This is a genomic window from Marinobacter sp. E2 (assembly GCF_055755345.1).
Genome location: NZ_CM146911.1, coordinates 3,764,389 through 3,779,719, shown reverse-complemented (window position 1 = coordinate 3,779,719; position 15,331 = coordinate 3,764,389). Strand labels below are relative to the sequence as shown.

Annotated in this window: 14 protein-coding genes; 6 read left to right on the top strand and 8 right to left on the bottom strand. The window is 61.9% G+C overall.

Annotation, left to right across the window (positions count from 1 at the left end; translation table 11 throughout):
• Nucleotides 1-3: 3 nt before the first annotated feature.
• Nucleotides 4-735 carry a DUF3581 family protein gene (locus AC0J1C_RS17210; RefSeq protein WP_473044983.1) on the bottom strand — a complete coding sequence of 244 codons (732 nt, stop codon included), beginning with the start codon at nucleotides 733-735 and terminating at the stop codon, nucleotides 4-6.
• A 257-nt stretch (nucleotides 736-992) separates the two neighbouring features.
• Here AC0J1C_RS17210 and ahpF point away from each other — a divergent pair, with 257 nt between their 5' ends.
• Entirely contained in the window at nucleotides 993-2,579 is a 1,587-nt protein-coding gene (gene ahpF, locus AC0J1C_RS17205; RefSeq protein ID WP_473044982.1) for an alkyl hydroperoxide reductase subunit F, read from the top strand.
• A 179-nt stretch (nucleotides 2,580-2,758) separates the two neighbouring features.
• Nucleotides 2,759-3,490 carry a hypothetical protein gene (locus AC0J1C_RS17200; RefSeq protein WP_473044981.1) on the top strand — a complete coding sequence of 244 codons (732 nt, stop codon included), beginning with the start codon at nucleotides 2,759-2,761 and terminating at the stop codon, nucleotides 3,488-3,490.
• 77 nt (nucleotides 3,491-3,567) lie between these two features.
• Here AC0J1C_RS17200 and AC0J1C_RS17195 read toward each other — a convergent pair whose 3' ends face one another.
• The gene (locus AC0J1C_RS17195; RefSeq protein ID WP_473044980.1) at nucleotides 3,568-4,236 is read right to left on the bottom strand and encodes a transglutaminase-like domain-containing protein; all 669 of its coding nucleotides are present in this window, start codon (nucleotides 4,234-4,236) and stop codon (nucleotides 3,568-3,570) included.
• A gap of 115 nt (nucleotides 4,237-4,351) precedes the next feature.
• Nucleotides 4,352-5,080: a TrmH family RNA methyltransferase gene (locus tag AC0J1C_RS17190; protein ID WP_473044979.1), complete on the bottom strand. Its 729-nt coding sequence runs from the start codon at nucleotides 5,078-5,080 to the stop codon at nucleotides 4,352-4,354.
• A gap of 156 nt (nucleotides 5,081-5,236) precedes the next feature.
• Between AC0J1C_RS17190 and rlmE the strand changes: the two genes are divergently transcribed.
• Nucleotides 5,237-5,857 carry a 23S rRNA (uridine(2552)-2'-O)-methyltransferase RlmE gene (rlmE, locus tag AC0J1C_RS17185; protein WP_473044978.1) on the top strand — a complete coding sequence of 207 codons (621 nt, stop codon included), beginning with the start codon at nucleotides 5,237-5,239 and terminating at the stop codon, nucleotides 5,855-5,857.
• A gap of 1 nt (nucleotide 5,858) precedes the next feature.
• Here rlmE and AC0J1C_RS17180 read toward each other — a convergent pair whose 3' ends face one another.
• Nucleotides 5,859-6,893 carry a histone deacetylase family protein gene (locus AC0J1C_RS17180; RefSeq protein WP_473044977.1) on the bottom strand — a complete coding sequence of 345 codons (1,035 nt, stop codon included), beginning with the start codon at nucleotides 6,891-6,893 and terminating at the stop codon, nucleotides 5,859-5,861.
• Nucleotides 6,894-7,011: 118 nt separating this feature from the next.
• On the opposite strand from AC0J1C_RS17180, the gene AC0J1C_RS17175 reads away from it, so the two are divergent.
• Nucleotides 7,012-7,560 (top strand): YgjV family protein, encoded by a 549-nt coding sequence (locus tag AC0J1C_RS17175; protein WP_473044976.1) that lies wholly within the window; start codon nucleotides 7,012-7,014, stop codon nucleotides 7,558-7,560.
• Nucleotides 7,561-7,567: 7 nt separating this feature from the next.
• Here the strand turns inward: AC0J1C_RS17175 and AC0J1C_RS17170 are convergent, their stop codons facing one another.
• Nucleotides 7,568-8,437 carry a carbohydrate kinase family protein gene (locus AC0J1C_RS17170; RefSeq protein ID WP_473044975.1) on the bottom strand — a complete coding sequence of 290 codons (870 nt, stop codon included), beginning with the start codon at nucleotides 8,435-8,437 and terminating at the stop codon, nucleotides 7,568-7,570.
• Between the two features lie 213 nt (nucleotides 8,438-8,650).
• Here AC0J1C_RS17170 and AC0J1C_RS17165 point away from each other — a divergent pair, with 213 nt between their 5' ends.
• Nucleotides 8,651-10,177 carry a flavin-containing monooxygenase gene (locus AC0J1C_RS17165; protein ID WP_473044974.1) on the top strand — a complete coding sequence of 509 codons (1,527 nt, stop codon included), beginning with the start codon at nucleotides 8,651-8,653 and terminating at the stop codon, nucleotides 10,175-10,177.
• 13 nt (nucleotides 10,178-10,190) lie between these two features.
• Here AC0J1C_RS17165 and AC0J1C_RS17160 read toward each other — a convergent pair whose 3' ends face one another.
• Nucleotides 10,191-11,258, bottom strand: coding sequence for a transporter substrate-binding domain-containing protein (locus AC0J1C_RS17160; protein WP_473044972.1), 1,068 nt, complete (start codon nucleotides 11,256-11,258; stop codon nucleotides 10,191-10,193).
• Nucleotides 11,259-11,310: 52 nt separating this feature from the next.
• The gene (mltF, locus tag AC0J1C_RS17155; RefSeq protein WP_375193619.1) at nucleotides 11,311-12,684 is read right to left on the bottom strand and encodes a membrane-bound lytic murein transglycosylase MltF; all 1,374 of its coding nucleotides are present in this window, start codon (nucleotides 12,682-12,684) and stop codon (nucleotides 11,311-11,313) included.
• A gap of 358 nt (nucleotides 12,685-13,042) precedes the next feature.
• Here mltF and AC0J1C_RS17150 point away from each other — a divergent pair, with 358 nt between their 5' ends.
• Nucleotides 13,043-14,365 (top strand): DEAD/DEAH box helicase, encoded by a 1,323-nt coding sequence (locus AC0J1C_RS17150; RefSeq protein WP_473044971.1) that lies wholly within the window; start codon nucleotides 13,043-13,045, stop codon nucleotides 14,363-14,365.
• Between the two features lie 141 nt (nucleotides 14,366-14,506).
• Here the strand turns inward: AC0J1C_RS17150 and AC0J1C_RS17145 are convergent, their stop codons facing one another.
• Nucleotides 14,507-15,223 carry an OmpW/AlkL family protein gene (locus AC0J1C_RS17145; protein WP_473044969.1) on the bottom strand — a complete coding sequence of 239 codons (717 nt, stop codon included), beginning with the start codon at nucleotides 15,221-15,223 and terminating at the stop codon, nucleotides 14,507-14,509.
• Nucleotides 15,224-15,331 lie beyond the last annotated feature (108 nt).

The following is a 15,331-nucleotide window of genomic DNA, read 5'->3' as shown; positions in this document are numbered from 1 at the left end:
GCGTTAGTCTCCGTTGTTGTCGTTGTTGAAATAGTCCGCGCCGCGGGCCTTGAGACGATAGAACTCCTCGATCACCCCGGCCATCGCGTCCGGACAGTAAGGGCGCAGACCGCTGAGCACCAGTCGCTTGGTTACCTCGCCCATGGGCCGGTTATCGGCCATCAGGCGGTACTCCAGCAGCACATTGCCGCGTTTGCCGGCGGCGTCCAGGCTGGCGTTGTGCAGCTCCAGTCCCGGCGAGGGCAGCTCAAGGCTGTCGAGGGCCAGGCTCATGCTCTCGTACATCACCATGGGGCGATCGGGATTGAACATGACCCCGTTCGACTCCATTAAAGGTTTCAAGGTGTGCGGGAAGTTCTTGCCGGAAGCCGACACATAGGCCCGGGTGATGTCCTCAATCAGGCCTTCTTCCCGGGTGGTGGCGCCGCTGCGGTCTACTTCGATATATACCTTGTCGGCGTCATCCCGGATTTCCAGGCCGCCCTCGGTTTCCACAAAGTGCAGAGGCACGTTTTCGCCGAGCAGGCTGCGGAAGCGGAACGTCATTTGCTCCGACAGTCCGTAGCGGGCCAGCACCAGGGCGAACAGCAGGTCGCCCGGCACGCAGAAGCGGCGGGCGTCGGGATCGTGGATGGGGTTGAAATCCCCGGCGATCTCCTTGGCGAACTGGCTGGCCTGGCGCGCTGAAATAACGATGCGTCCGTCCTGGACGGAGTGGAAACGGTCTAGAAACATGCGTTGCCTATTCTGAGTGCCGAAGAATGATGTTACGTCAGTCTGACACCATGATACTGCGGCATCCGGCGGGGGCATATGCGCTATTGGTCAAGCGCCTGATACGTGGGATCAAGTTATATAGAGATGCCCTATTAATCTATTTGTGGCAATTAATTTGAGCCTTTTTTTGGCAGGCCGTATCGTTGCGCCAACTTTTAAATAACCCCTATTCAATTCAAATACTTGCCATTAACACATAAAGGAGAAGCGCGAACATGTTGGATGCCAACATCAAGGAGCAACTGAAGGCGTATATGGAGAAGTTACAGCAGCCCATTGAGCTGGTGGCAGCCTACGACGACAGCAAGAAGTCACAGGAACTGCGTGCGCTGCTGGAAGAGCTGGAGCCGATGTCCCCGAAAATCAGCCTGCGCACGGAAGAGGCCGAAGACGTGCGTCGTCCCTCCTTTGCCATCAACCGTGTTGGTACCGAGATTGGTGTGCGCTTCGCCGGCATCCCCATGGGCCACGAGTTCACCTCCTTGGTGTTGGCCCTGCTGCAGGTGGGTGGCCACCCGTCCAAGGCCTCCCAGGACGTGATTGAGCAGATTCAGTCCCTGGAGGGCAAGTTCGAGTTCGAGACCTACTTCTCCCTGTCCTGCCAGAACTGCCCGGACGTGGTTCAGGCCCTGAACCTGATGAGCGTGCTGAACCCGAACATCAAGCACACGTCCATCGACGGTGCCCTGTTCCAGGACGAAGTGGAGCAGCGGGAAGTCATGGCCGTACCCAGTGTGTACATGAACGGTGAACCCTGGGGCCAGGGCCGGATGACGCTGGAAGAAATCGTGGCCAAGCTGGACACCAGCTCCAGCGAGAAGGATGCCGAAAAGATCAACCAGAAAGACACCTTTGAGGTGCTGGTGATCGGTGGCGGCCCGGCGGGCGCCTCGGCCGCCATCTACGCGGCCCGGAAAGGCATTGCCACCGGTATCGCCGCCGAGCGTTTCGGTGGCCAGGTGGCAGACACCATGGGCATCGAGAACCTGATTTCCGTGCCCTACACCGAGGGCCCGAAACTGGTGGCGGCCATGGAGCAGCACGTCAAGGAATACGACGTGGACATTATGAACATGCAGCGCGCCGAGAAGCTGATTCCCGCTTCCCGCCCGGGCCAGCCGCACCAAGTTCGCCTGGAGAACGGCGCGACCCTCAAGGCCCGCAGCCTGGTGTTGTCCACCGGTGCCCGCTGGCGCCAGCTGGGCGTGCCTGGCGAGGCGGAATACCGGAACAAGGGCGTGGCCTACTGCCCGCACTGTGACGGCCCGCTGTTCAAGGGCAAGCGGGTGGCGGTGATTGGCGGCGGCAACTCCGGCGTGGAAGCGGCCATCGACCTGGCCGGTATTGTCGGCCACGTGACGCTGATCGAGTTCGGTGCCGAGATGCGCGCCGACGAGGTGTTGCAGAAGAAACTGCGCAGCCTGAAGAACGTGGAGATCATCACCTCCGGCCAGACCACCGAGATCACCGGTGAGAACGGCAAGGTGAGCGGCCTGAACTACACCGATCGCAACAGCGGTGAGTCTCATCACGTCGCCCTGGAAGGGGTCTTTGTCCAGATCGGGCTGGTGCCCAACACCGAATGGCTGAAGGGCGACATCGAGCTGAGCCAGCACGGCGAGATCATCGTCAACGACCGCAACGAGACCTCCATTCCGGGTGTTTTCGCGGCCGGCGATGCCACCACCGTGCCTTACAAGCAGATCGTGATCTCCATGGGTGAGGGTTCCAAGGCGGCACTGAGCGCCTTTGATTTCCTGATCCGCAACTCCGTGGAAGAAAGCGAAGACGAAGCGGCGTAAATCCAAAGAACAGCCGCCTGATGAGAGAGCAGGGCACCGGAGCGATCCGGTGCCCTTTTTTGTGTTAAAACCACACATTTAACAAGGTTTTTCTGGCCCCGTGAAAGCAAGCGCGTCATACTGTGAAACCTGTATAGAAAATAACCATTAGTGCGTCGTCATGGACCGATAAGCGAGTCATGAAAGCTTTCCGTTATTCACTGCAGATTCTCTTTTTCAGCGCCAGCCTTCTCAGCGCGACTGCGATGGCAGAGCCGGTGGTCCGCATCGCGGTGCCGGACATCACCAGCCTGCTGACAGATGATCGGGACGGTGTGTACCAGAAAATCCTGCACAGGGCTCTCGCAGGGCTTGATGTGGCGGTGACCGAACGCTTCTATCCCTACAAGCGGGCCATGCTGGTGTTCGAAGAGGGCGGTGCTGACTGTATCTATTCCTTCACGGACGTTCTGAAGCGCCGGCTTGGCGAAGACGCGGTGATTGCGAGTTTCCCGCTTGGCAAGTTCAGCTACTTTCTGTTCACACCCGGGGATGAAGCTCCGGTGAGCGATCTGTCGCAGCTTGAGGATAAAGCCGTGGGCGCAGTGATTGGCCACGAGGTCTATCTGGACAAGGTTCTGGAAGGCCGGGACCTGAACGTGATCTGGTCCAAGAGCGATGCCCAGAACCTGGCCATGCTTGAGCATCAGAGATTCGACGCCATGATCGCTGCCGTGCCGGATGTGCGGCCATTACTGGACAACCTCAGCTACGATCCGCAAGCGCCCCTGCTCGAAAGTTACGATCGCCTGACCTGCCACAACACCGACGCCAACCGGCAGTTCCTGAACCGCCTGTCGGCCCGCTTGAAGGCGTTGAAAGAGGCCGGCGTATACCGGCAACTGGCTGGAAGCCTGTATCTGGATTTCTAGCGCCGAAAAGAGCCCTCTAGCACCCAAAAAATAGCCTTCGAGCCGAAAAGAAAGCCCTCAAGCCCAAGAAAAAGCCCTCAAGACCCCGGAATTTCCTGCTCCAGGCTGCGGTGGCCGCTGTCCCGGACCTCCTGATCGTTGAACAGGTGGCCATAGGCGTCCCGCACGCCCGAGACGATGAAATCGTGGGGCACGTCGTCGAACAGACCGTGGTCGTTGACGTACTCCATGTGGGCCTCACCTTCCTCGGTGTATTCCTGGAACATGGAGTCGTGCACGCCATCAAACTCCAGCGGCGCCACCTTCATCAGTTCGCACAGCTGGCGATTGAAGGCCGGCGTGGCTTTTACCCACCGGTCGTTGAGAAACAGCTCGATGTAGCCGTGCATCCGGAAGATATCCGAACGCAGCCATTCGATCAGCCTGGGGCTGGAGAGATGGTTGCGGACATCGGCCAGGCCCAGCCGGCTGGGAATGCCCAGGGAGCGGGCGGCGGCGCCCAGCAGTACCGCCTTGGGAATGCAGTAGGTTTCGCCGCTTTTCAGCGCGTAGCTGGCGCTGAAGGTGTGGGCGTCGGTCTGGAACACGTAGGGGTTGTAACTGATGCCATCGCGCACCGCCAGGTAGAGCGCTTTGACCTGTTCTACCGGGTCTTCGGGCACGCCTTCCAGCCGGGATTCCATCCAGGCTTGCACGTCGGGGTGCTCGTAGTCGAAGAAGTCGGTGGGCTGGAGGTAGCGTTGCATAATCGTGGTCCGGTCTTTTGATCAGTTCCTGATCCTGCGCAATCCGCACCCGGGAGGCAATGGCGGGATCCGCCAGAAACATTGCCGAATCTGCTCAGATCGTGAGCTTTGCAGCTTAACGGTCCCGCATTAATTCGTAGGTGCACATATTCACCGCCGATGCCAGGTTCAGGGATTCGATCTGGCCCTCGCCTTGAATGCTGTAGGGCGATGCCTTCAGATGGTCGAGAGCTTCGCGCGGCACACCCCGGGCTTCGTTACCAAACAGATAACAGTCGTGCTGGCGGAAAGCCTGCGATGTCATCGAACTGCCATTGAGGTCCAGGCAGGCAAGGCTCTGGTAGCGGTCGGCAAGGCTGGCCAGATTAATGTCGGTTTCAAGAGGCACGTGAAAGAGCGCGCCCATGCTGGCACGCACCACCTTCGGGTTGAAGGGGTCGACACTGCCCGGGCTTAGCAGGCACCGGAAACCGCCGAACCAGGCCAGAGTGCGCAGTATGGTTCCCAGGTTGCCGGGGTCCTGAACCTCATGCAGATAAATCGCTTTTTCCCCGGGTACCAATCCGGCCGGTCGTTCCGGCATGGGGACTACCGCCAGAATCCCCTGCGGTGTTCGGGTGTCGGCCAGCTGGGCCATCTGGCGGTCGCTGATGACATGGGTTCGGAATGGGCTCTGCCAGTGCTCATAGGCACGGGTGACGTAAAGTTCCGAAGCCTTGAGGGCAGTTTCCCGGGCCGCCGCTTTCTGCAGCTCCAGGATCAGGTGCTCGCCTTCCACCAGGTAATGACCGAACGACTGCCGGTACTTTTTCTGGTGCAGCTTTTTGATGTCGGCGAGGTTCACAGGGCCAGTCTCCCGTCGTGTGGGCGTGGTCGGTGGCAGAAATCACCGGAAGCTGGCGGAATTGTACGTGTGGCCGACCCGGTTGTCAGGATTTTGCCGCTTCCCCGCGCGCCACGTACAATTAACCTCACGTATTCCCCGATCTGAAGAGACCCAATGGCCCGATCCAAAAGCAGTAACCGCTGGCTGGAAGAGCACGTTAACGACCCCTTCGTGAAACAGGCGCAGGTGGACGGCTACCGCTCCCGTGCCAGCTACAAGCTCCTGGAAATCAACAAGAAAGACCGGTTGATTCAGCCCGGCATGGTGGTGGTGGACCTGGGCTCGGCGCCCGGCGGCTGGTCCCAGGTGGCGGCCAACCTGGTGGGCCACAAGGGCCGGGTGGTGGCCTCGGATATCCTGCCCATGGACGCCATTGCCGGAGTCGAATTCATCCAGGGCGACTTCACCGAGAACGACGTGTTCGACGCCCTGATGGCCACCCTCGGCGACGACCCGGTGGACGTGGTGATCTCCGACATGGCGCCAAACATCAGCGGCGTGACCGTGGCCGACCAGGCCGCCTCCATGTACCTCGTGGAGCTGGCCCTGGATATGGCCAGCCAGGTGCTCAAGCCCAAAGGCAGCTTCCTGGCCAAGGTGTTCCAGGGCGAGGGCTACGACGAGTACCTGAAATCGGTGCGCGCCGTATTCGACAAGGTGGTGGTGCGCAAGCCCGATTCCTCCCGGGCACGGTCCCGGGAAGTCTACATTCTGGGCAAGGGCTTCAAGGGCTGAGTCAGCCGGCGGCCCGGTCAAACCCCTCCATCACATTCACCGCATTCACGCCGATGGCGTCGACATCGTAGCCGCCCTCCATGGTGAACACTGTAGGCAGCCCGAGCCGGGCCAGGCGCTCGCCCAGGGTCAGATAGTCGCCGGAGGTCAGCTTGAAGAAGGAAATCGGGTCGTCCTCGAAGGTATCGACGCCCAGCGCCACTACCAGGGCGTCCGGCTGGAACGTGGCGATTCGCTCACAGGCGGTTTCCAGGCCCTGGCTCCAGACGCTGTAGGGCGTGTTGGGCGGGTAGACGATGTTCAGATTGTAGCCCTCCCCGTCGCCCTCGCCGGTCTCGTCCTCAAACCCCAGGAAATGCGGAAATACCAGGTCCGGGTCGCCGTGCAGGCTGAGGGTCAGCACGTCGTTGCGCTGGTAAAAGATGGCCTGGGTGCCGTTGCCGTGGTGAAAATCCACATCCAGCACGGCCACCCGGCCATACCCCTGGTCCCGGAAGGCCTGGGCCACGATGGCCGCGTTGTTGAAGAAACAGTAGCCCCCGAACAGGTCGGCATGGGCGTGGTGGCCCGGGGGGCGGCACAGGGCAAAGGCGGCGCGCTCGCCCCCTGCCACCAGTTTCTGGGCGGTTAGGGCGACGTTGGCGGAGGCCCGGGCTGCTTCCCAGGTGCCGTCGGAGATGGAGGTTTCCGCGGCAAAACTGTAATAGCCTAGCCGGCCGTCGATGTCTTTGGGCATCCGGTGGCGCATGCCACGCCCGGCCCACACGGCGGGAATGGCCTCGCCCGGCTTGCCGGCTGCCTGCCAGTCCTGCCAGCAGGTCTCGAGAAAGGCCACATAGTCGGCGGTGTGCACCCGCTGGACTGGCCCAAGGCCGAACTCTTCCGGCTCAAGGATCTCACCGAGCCCCTGGTCCTTCACCCGCGCCAGAATGGTTTCCGCCCGGGAGGGCTTCTCGTGGGGTTCGATCAGCAGGCCGCCGTCCAGTTCGGTTTTTACATGGCGGCGGCTGTGCAGGGGCGAGAAAACGGTTTTCATAGTCGGGTCCTTGCTGAGTGTTCCGGGGGCCTCGTGGCTCAATACCGGCAAGTGTGGCAGGCTGGGAGCGTAAACAGGGACAAGGGATTACCGCAATGGCACGCAACACCGGTGAACCATGATAGAGCTGCTCACGGAACTGACCCTGGCGGAAACACTGGGCCAGATATGCGGCCTGGTGGCGTTGGCGTTCTGTATCGCCGGCTTTGCCAACAAGAACGACGACCGGCTGCTGGTGCTGCTGATCTCCGCCAACGTGGCCTTTGCCCTGATGTTCGCGTTCTTCGAGAGCTGGACCGCCTCGGCCCTCACCGTGCTGGTGATCGTGCGCATTACCCTGGCCCGCAAATACCAGGGCAACTGGCCGATCATGCTGGCGATGCTGGCAGTCAACCTGGTGGTGGCCTGGTTCACCTGGAAATCGCCCACCGACGTGTTTCCCCTGGCCGCCGCGGTCTTCGGCACGGTGGCCATGTTCATGCTCCGCGGCATTCCCCTGCGCATCGTGCTCGGGCTGGCGGCCCTGTGCTGGATGCTGAACAACATCGTGATCGGCTCCGTGGGCGGCACCCTGGCCGAGGGCATGGTGCTGGTTACCAACCTCATCACCATCATCCGCCTGTACCGGCTGCAGAAAAAGTACCCGGACTTTTCACCGGGCCGCTGATCCCGCTCTACCCCAGCCGGTCCGGACTTAACCCGGGAGAGGCCAGGGCCCGACTGGTCACACACAGCGCCCCGCAGATCGCCGCCGCCCGCAGGCACTCCGGCCAGTCGGCGCCTGCCAGGTACCGGTACAGGAAACCACTGAAAAACGCATCGCCTGCCCCATTGGTGTCGACCACCTCGGCCACGGGCACCACGGGCTGCTCGAACCATTGCCCGTCTTTGGTCAGCAAGGAGGCGCCCTTCGATCCGTGGGTGCAGACCACAAAGGCCTTACCACGTTCGATCAGCCGTTCCATGGTGCTGCGATAGTCCGGCAGGTTGTCGCTGGACAGGAACACCGCGTTCGCGGCCTCGATGAACGGTTCGTGATAAGGCTTGCGGCCGTCGTAATCGTGCAGGTCGGTCCAGATCGGCACGCCGGCCTCAACCAGCCAGGGCAGGGCGGAGCGCACGTAGCCCAGGATATTGACCACCGCCAGAGAACAGCCGGCCAGCGCTTCCTGTACCGGCGCCCAGTTGACCTCAGGAGGTTCTGGCGGCGGCTGGACGAACAGCGAAAGGCGTTTGCCGTCTGCCGCCATCAGGTTCACGTGCTGCTCGGTTGGCGCCCGGGTTTCCTCCGCCAGCAGGTGGATTTGCCGGTGGCGGAGGGCATCACGAATCTGCCCAGCCTCCGGATCCTGGCCGAGCAGGGTATGGAACACCACGGGCTGGCCGAGCGCCGCCAGGTTCAGGCTCTTGCCGGCACCGGTACTGCCGACGGCCCGGTAGCTTTCCCGGGGCCAGAGGGTCTGGGGGCGTGGCTCGGGCAGCTGCGCCAGGTGAATGATGGTATCGAGGGATGCGCCCCCGAGAATCAGGACCGGTTGTGTCATCTGGATTTCTTCCCTATGGCTGGTATTGCATCATTCTGGGCCCGGCGGCTGGCGTCGTGATCCTCCCTCGCCCTACGCCTCTGCCTGGTAGCGACTGGCTGAAACAACCGGTGCCGGTGTCCGTTCTGGCCAATTTCCGCGCAGCCACCCCTGGGCTATCTTGAAACCACACCATCAATGATAAAAAGCGGACAGTAATTCCAGAGGACAGGTATGAGCAACCAGCACTTCGATGTTCTGATCATCGGCGCCGGCGTTTCCGGCATCGGCATGGCGTGTCACCTCAAGCGCGAGTGTCCCGGCAAGTCCTTTGCCATTCTGGAACGGCGCCAGTCCCTGGGCGGCACCTGGGATCTGTTCCGTTACCCGGGTATTCGCTCGGATTCCGACATGTTCACCTTTGGCTATAACTTCCGCCCCTGGACCGGTGGCAAGGTGCTGGCCGACGGCGCGTCGATCAAGAACTACGTGGCCGAAACCGCCCGGGAACACGATGTGGAGCGTCATATCCGCTATGGCCTGGCCGTGAAAAGTGCAGACTGGTCGAGCGTCGACAAGTGCTGGAAGCTCACAGCCCTGAACGAGGTCACCGGAGAGACCGAGCACTACACCGCCAGCTTCATGGTCGGCTGTACCGGCTATTACAACTACGACCAGGGCTATAAGCCTGATTTTCCGGGTGAAAGCGATTTCCGCGGCCAGATTGTGCATCCCCAGCACTGGCCGGAGGATCTGGATTACACCGGCAAGAAGGTGGTGGTCATCGGCAGTGGCGCCACCGCCATCACCCTGGTGCCAACCATGGCCGAAAAGGCAGCCCACGTGACCATGCTGCAGCGCTCACCGACCTACCTGATGCCATTGCCCTCAACGGACAAAATCACCCTGGCGCTGCAGAAAGTGCTGCCAGAAAAAGCCGCCTACCGGCTGACCCGGGCCCGCAACATTTCCATCTCACGGTTCCTGTACCAGCGATCGCGTAAGAGCCCCCAGTTCATGCGGAAGCTGTTCCTGGGGATTATCAAGCGGCAGGTCCAGGGCAAGGCCGACATGCGCCACTTTACTCCCGACTACAACCCGTGGGACCAGCGCCTGTGCGTGGTCAAGGACGGCGATCTGTTCCAGGCGATCAAGTCGGGTAAGGCCTCCATCGCCACCGATCATATCGAGCGCTTTACCGAAACCGGCATCCGCCTGAAATCCGGCGAGGAGCTGGCGGCTGACATCATCATCCCGGCCACTGGCCTGGAGATCCAGATGCTGGGAGGCATCAGGCCGACCGTGGACGGCCAGGAGGTGGTGATGAAAGACAAGGTCATCTACAAGAACGTGATGGTGGAGGGCGTGCCCAACGCCGGCATGATCTTCGGCTACACCAATATTTCCTGGACCCTGAAGGTGGACATTGCCGCCGAGTACCTGTGCCGGCTGATGAACCTGATGGACAAGCGGGGCTACCGAATGGTGGCGGCCCGGGATCTCGAGAACAGTCGGGGCGAGGAGACGGTGCTGGGCTCACTCAACTCCGGCTACATTCGCCGCGCCGCGGACCGGCTGCCCCGCCAGGGCACCCACGGGCCCTGGCGATCGTCACAGAACTACCTTGAGGACGTGAAAATCCTGCGGTTCGAGCCAATCGAGGACGGTTATCTGGAGTTCGACGGCAAACGCACCCACGCCAGCAGCCGTGACACCGGCGGGTTCCTGAAGCCCCTGCGCTCGGCCCTGTTCGGAGCCTGAGCCGGGGCTTTCCTCAGTCCCTGCCGAGATAAGCCGCCTTGATAGCCGACCAGTCGTCAGACTCGGTCACCCGGAGTATCTGCTGGGACACCGGTGCCCGCAGCGGGCTGCCTTCCGGTAGCGCCAGGGCATACAGCTGCTCGGCAAACACGCCGGGCAGCAGGCTCAGGCGCCTGGGCCCCAACTGCCGGTTCCGGTACTGCAGCAACGGGCGGTCGTAGACAATGGCATCGCTTTCGCCGTCCGCCACCGAGGTCATCGCCGCAGTCAGGTTCGGATAGGTCTGATAGCGAATGCGCTGCTCTTCCAGATAACGCTGGCTGGCGGTCTGGCCGATGGTGGCCACCACTTTGCCCGGCAGGTCGCTCACGCCCTCGATTCCGCTGCGCAGGTTGCTGACCGTCAGGGATGAGGTAATGGCTGCAGTAAAGCTGGCCACCATGATCAGTCCGGCAAACATCCACACCAGCGCAATCACTCGCCCGGTGAAGGTGGTCGGTGCCTTGTCGCCATAGCCCACGGTGGTCATGGTGACCGCCGCCCACCAGAAGCTGGCACCAATGCCCTGGGCGGCGGAACCGCCAAACTGTTCCGGGTTGCGCCGACGTTCGGCCAGCCAGAGTACGAAGCCGACCGCCAGAAGCAGGACGCCCAACGCCAGGATCACGCTCACGAACTGCCAGCTGATCAGGGCCCTCAGACTGGCCAGAAGCCCCTGCTCGGGCACTGGCGGTACGGCAATGGACAGGCCGGTCTGGTAAAACGGGTGACTGAAGTCGAACCGACTTTCCCGGTCAGCAGTCATGGTCAGCGCGCCAACGGCGACATCAATCTCGCCGGCTTCGGTGGCGTCGAGCAGTTCCCGGAAGCCCAGGGGAACCCATTCGTACTCGCGGCCCATCCCGGCCGCCACCTGTTTCCAGAGGTCGATGCTGATGCCCTCCCAGCGACCGTCCTCGGTCTGCATGACAAAGGGCGGTACTTCGGTGATGCCCACTTTCAGGGGGGCATCCTGGGCGTGCAGGGGATGGCTGGCGGTCAGGGCCAGCAGGGTGATGACAAAAAGAATCCGTTGATGCATGGCTGCGTGCGGCCCCGCCCTGGGGCCGCGCTCCTTGTGGTTGATCGGTACATTATTCGAAGGCGGAACGTATCACGTCCCGGTAGTTACGGATGCGCTGCACGTAGTGCACGGGCTCGTAGCCACGGGCATAGCCGTAACGGGTGCTGGGATAGTATCGCTTGTCCGCCTTCAGGGGTAAAACCTCGCTCATGTCTTTCCAGGAATCGGGGTTCCTGTCGAGGCTGCGGGCCAGTTCCCGGGCATCGAGCAGATGCCCCCGGCCAATGTTGTAGCTGGCCAGGGCCAGAAAAGTCCGGTCCGGTTCCGGAATGGTCTCAGGCAGGCGGCGGTGCCGGTCCGCCAGGTAACGGGCCCCGCCATCAATCGCCGCTTCCGGATCCAGGCGGTTGTCGACGCCCAGGGATTCGGCCGTGCGCTGGGTCAGCATCATGATGCCGCGAACGCCGGTGGGCGATTTCGCGTCCGGGTCCCAGTGAGACTCCTGGTAGGACAGGGCGGCCAGAAGATCCGCAGGCATGCCGGTTTTGGCCTCGGCTTCCCGGAACTCGTCAATGAATTCGGGCAGGCGTTCCTCGATCCGACGGTTCAGGGCCCGAAGATCGACGAAATCGAAGTCTCCGATGTAGGCGTAGTAGCGGTTTTCCATGTCGGCCAGGGCCTCGTCGCCGTCCCGGCTGTTCATCCATTCCCTGGCGTCGTCGGCCAGGTCTGTGGATCCCGCGGGCAGATACCAGCCCAGGTTTCGGCCTTCTGTGAGGGTCATGGCCACCTCAAGGTGGGGGAAGTGGCGCCGCATCACCTGCACGATGTTGGAATCGGCCACGGTACACCCGACATCCTGCTCCGCCACCGCTGAAAGGATCACCTCGGTGGTGCGGTCGGCATCTTCGCGGAAGCCAATGCCCGGATACTGTTCATTCAGTGCGTTCAGGGTTTCCACATAGCTTGAGCCGGCCGTTACCACAATGTCCGTTCCCGGCAGATCTTCCGGTTTTCGCGGCATGGGCCGGGCGTCCCGGTGACATACCAGCTGTTCGGTGATCTCGGTGTGGGCCGGCCCCCGGGCAAAGCGCTTATCCCGGGAGGGCAGGTGCGTCAGTCCGGCGGCTGCCAGGTGCGTATTGCCGGAGGCCAGCGCATCGAGCACGTTGCTGGTGGAATCCAGCATGGTCCATTCCACTTCCCAGCCCCGGGCCTCGGCGTAGGCGCTGATCAGGGCGTGTTCCGGACCAATCGGGTTTTCATGGCGATCAAGATAGTAGGTGGTGGAGCCATTGCGGGTGGCCACTTTCAGAACGCCGGTTTCCGAGGGTGGCTGAAGCGCGGTCTGCGCCGGCTGCTGGCTGTTATTGTCGCTGCAGCCCGCAAGGATCAGGGGCGCGAGGCTGATGGCGAGGGCAGCGAGAAATCTGGAATGGGACATAACAAACGGGTCTTCCGGTTGCGTGAATTCTACGTATTTCTACGTACCTCCCTAGTCGATACTGACCGCTGGTGGGTTTGGATTAGTCTGATCGGGCCCGTCGGCTCTCGTTGCAGAGGCACAATCACCTATGGCTTATTCGCGAAGCCTCTGTTAACGTGCCCGCATCCTGCCTCTAGGGATTCCGCAATCAAGGGCCAGTGGCCTGTGCGACCTTTCCATACGACCTGTCAGAGGACGTCACCCCGTTACCGGCGCGTGACTGTAGTCGTCTCTTATTCCATGACTGTTCATGGCATCTGCCCGCATTCACCGAACACGGTGTTCGTGGAGGCAGCACAATCAAGGTTTGATTTATATGAGTTTTTCTTCACTCGGTTTGTCCGAGCAGCTGGTTCGTGCCACCGCAGACCAGGGTTACGAAACCCCGTCTCCCATCCAGGCCCAGGCCATTCCGGCGGTATTGTCGGGAAAGGACGTGATGGCGGCTGCCCAGACCGGCACCGGCAAGACGGCCGGCTTTACCCTGCCCCTGTTGCAGCGCCTGGGTGAAAACCCGCGCACCGGCAAGGGCCCGCGCGCGCTGATCCTGACTCCGACCCGCGAACTGGCGGCCCAGGTGCACGACAGCGTCACGCTCTACAGCAAGTACATTCCCACCCGCTCCGCGGTGGTTTTCGGGGGCGTGAAAATCAATCCCCAGATGATGAAACTGCGCAAGGGTCTGGACGTACTGGTGGCCACGCCAGGGCGCCTGCTGGACCTGTATCAGCAGAACGCCGTGCGCTTCAACGAGGTGGAAATCCTGGTGCTGGATGAAGCCGACCGCATGCTCGACATGGGCTTTATCCGCGACATCCGCAAGATCCTGGGGCTGCTGCCCGCCAAGCGGCAGAACCTGCTGTTCTCGGCGACTTTCTCCAACGAGATCCGTACCCTGGCCGAAGGCCTGCTGGACAACCCGGTGCAGGTGGAGGTTGCCGCTCGTAACACCACCGCCGAGAAGGTCAAGCAGTCGGTGTACCCGGTGGACCAGAACCAGAAGACCGCGCTGCTGAGCAAGCTGGTGCGTGACAACAGCTGGGACCAGGTGCTGGTGTTCACCCGCACCAAACACGGCGCCAACCGCCTGACCCAGAAGCTGGAGAAGGACGGCATCACCGCAGCGGCCATTCACGGCAACAAATCCCAGGGTGCCCGTACCCGGGCGCTGGCGGACTTCAAGGCCGGCGAGATCCGGGTGCTGGTGGCCACCGATATCGCGGCCCGTGGCCTGGACATCAAGCAACTGCCGCAGGTGGTGAACTTCGAGCTGCCCAATGTGCCGGAAGACTACGTGCACCGCATTGGCCGTACCGGCCGGGCGGGCGAGAGCGGCCATGCCTTGTCACTGGTCAGTGCCGATGAGGGTAAGCTGCTGGCGGGCATCGAGCGGCTGATCAAGAAGCAGCTGCCGCGCACCCAGGTGGAGGGCTTCGAGCCCACCAACAACCTGCCCCTGAAACCCAAGGCCAAGGCGGACCCCAGCCGTGCCCGCAATCGCGGTGGTAACGGCGGCGGTAATGGTCGACCCGGTGGGAAGCCGAAGAGCTTCGGTGCCCGGCCCGGTGGACGCAGCGGTGGCCGAAGCCAGAACGGCGGTGGTCAGCGCGGCCGGTCAACCCAGCGCACCAGCGCGTGACGGCCAGCCTGAATGACTGAAAAGCGGAGCTTCGGCTCCGCTTTTTTTATGGGGATAAAAAAACGGGGCCGGAGGGCCCCGCACAGGAGAACGCACCTCTGGCAGTCCACAGACCATGAAAGACTGCCGCGGGCACGGGGATCAGAAGCGGTAGGACACACCCACCATGTAAACCCAGGGGTCGATATCCACGTCGATGGTGCTGGTGTCGGCCCGGGTGTTACCGGCGTAGGCGTTGATGGTGGCTTCGGTGTCGATGTCGACCCACCAGACGGCGGCGTTGACGCCCACGTTGTCCGTAATCATGTAATCCAACCCGAGTTCGGCGGCCAGACCGAAGCTGTCATCCAGCTCGATGTCGGTTCGGTCCACACCGGATGCGAGCGAGGCATAGGTATCCGTCAGGGTCTGGGAGGTCTTTTCCTCGAAGAAGTTGGTGTAGTTCACACCAATACCCGCATAGGGCTGCAGCTTGCTGGCACTGGGCATCGGGAAGTATTGCAGCGTGATGGTGGGGGGCAGGTGTCTGGTCTCTGCCAGCTTTCCGGCGCCACCCAGCACCGCGCCATCACCCTTGATGTCGTGCTTGAACGGGGTTGCGCCCAGGACACCCACTGCCAGCTGGTCTGTCAGCATGTAGCTGAGGGTCAGCCCGAGCTGCACGTCGGAGTCCACACTGACCCGTGCGCCATCAATCTCGCCCAGGGCATTGGAATTGAGATTGCCGCTGGAGGAATCCGGATCGACCACCGCAATACCGGCGCGCCCGATAATATCTCCTGCCTCATAGGCCTGAACGGCGGGTGCTGCGACCATGATTGCAGCGGCAAGAGCGCCAAGTCTGAATGTGCGGGACATGTGTATCTCCTTAACCTGAATCGTTGATGGACACAGATTAAGGGCCGCGCGAAAGGAAAACTTGATATGGCTCAAGACCGCCCGGCTGCAGGGCAGGCTTCGGGCACG

Coding starts and splice junctions, on each gene's coding strand:
- AC0J1C_RS17210 (WP_473044983.1), bottom strand. CDS start 735: ATGTTTCTAGACCGTTTCCACTCCGTCCAGGACGGACGCATCGTTATT.
- ahpF (WP_473044982.1), top strand. CDS start 993: ATGTTGGATGCCAACATCAAGGAGCAACTGAAGGCGTATATGGAGAAG.
- AC0J1C_RS17200 (WP_473044981.1), top strand. CDS start 2,759: ATGAAAGCTTTCCGTTATTCACTGCAGATTCTCTTTTTCAGCGCCAGC.
- AC0J1C_RS17195 (WP_473044980.1), bottom strand. CDS start 4,236: ATGCAACGCTACCTCCAGCCCACCGACTTCTTCGACTACGAGCACCCC.
- rlmE (WP_473044978.1), top strand. CDS start 5,237: ATGGCCCGATCCAAAAGCAGTAACCGCTGGCTGGAAGAGCACGTTAAC.
- AC0J1C_RS17180 (WP_473044977.1), bottom strand. CDS start 6,893: ATGAAAACCGTTTTCTCGCCCCTGCACAGCCGCCGCCATGTAAAAACC.
- AC0J1C_RS17175 (WP_473044976.1), top strand. CDS start 7,012: ATGATAGAGCTGCTCACGGAACTGACCCTGGCGGAAACACTGGGCCAG.
- AC0J1C_RS17170 (WP_473044975.1), bottom strand. CDS start 8,437: ATGACACAACCGGTCCTGATTCTCGGGGGCGCATCCCTCGATACCATC.
- AC0J1C_RS17165 (WP_473044974.1), top strand. CDS start 8,651: ATGAGCAACCAGCACTTCGATGTTCTGATCATCGGCGCCGGCGTTTCC.
- AC0J1C_RS17160 (WP_473044972.1), bottom strand. CDS start 11,258: ATGCATCAACGGATTCTTTTTGTCATCACCCTGCTGGCCCTGACCGCC.
- mltF (WP_375193619.1), bottom strand. CDS start 12,684: ATGTCCCATTCCAGATTTCTCGCTGCCCTCGCCATCAGCCTCGCGCCC.
- AC0J1C_RS17150 (WP_473044971.1), top strand. CDS start 13,043: ATGAGTTTTTCTTCACTCGGTTTGTCCGAGCAGCTGGTTCGTGCCACC.
- AC0J1C_RS17145 (WP_473044969.1), bottom strand. CDS start 15,223: ATGTCCCGCACATTCAGACTTGGCGCTCTTGCCGCTGCAATCATGGTC.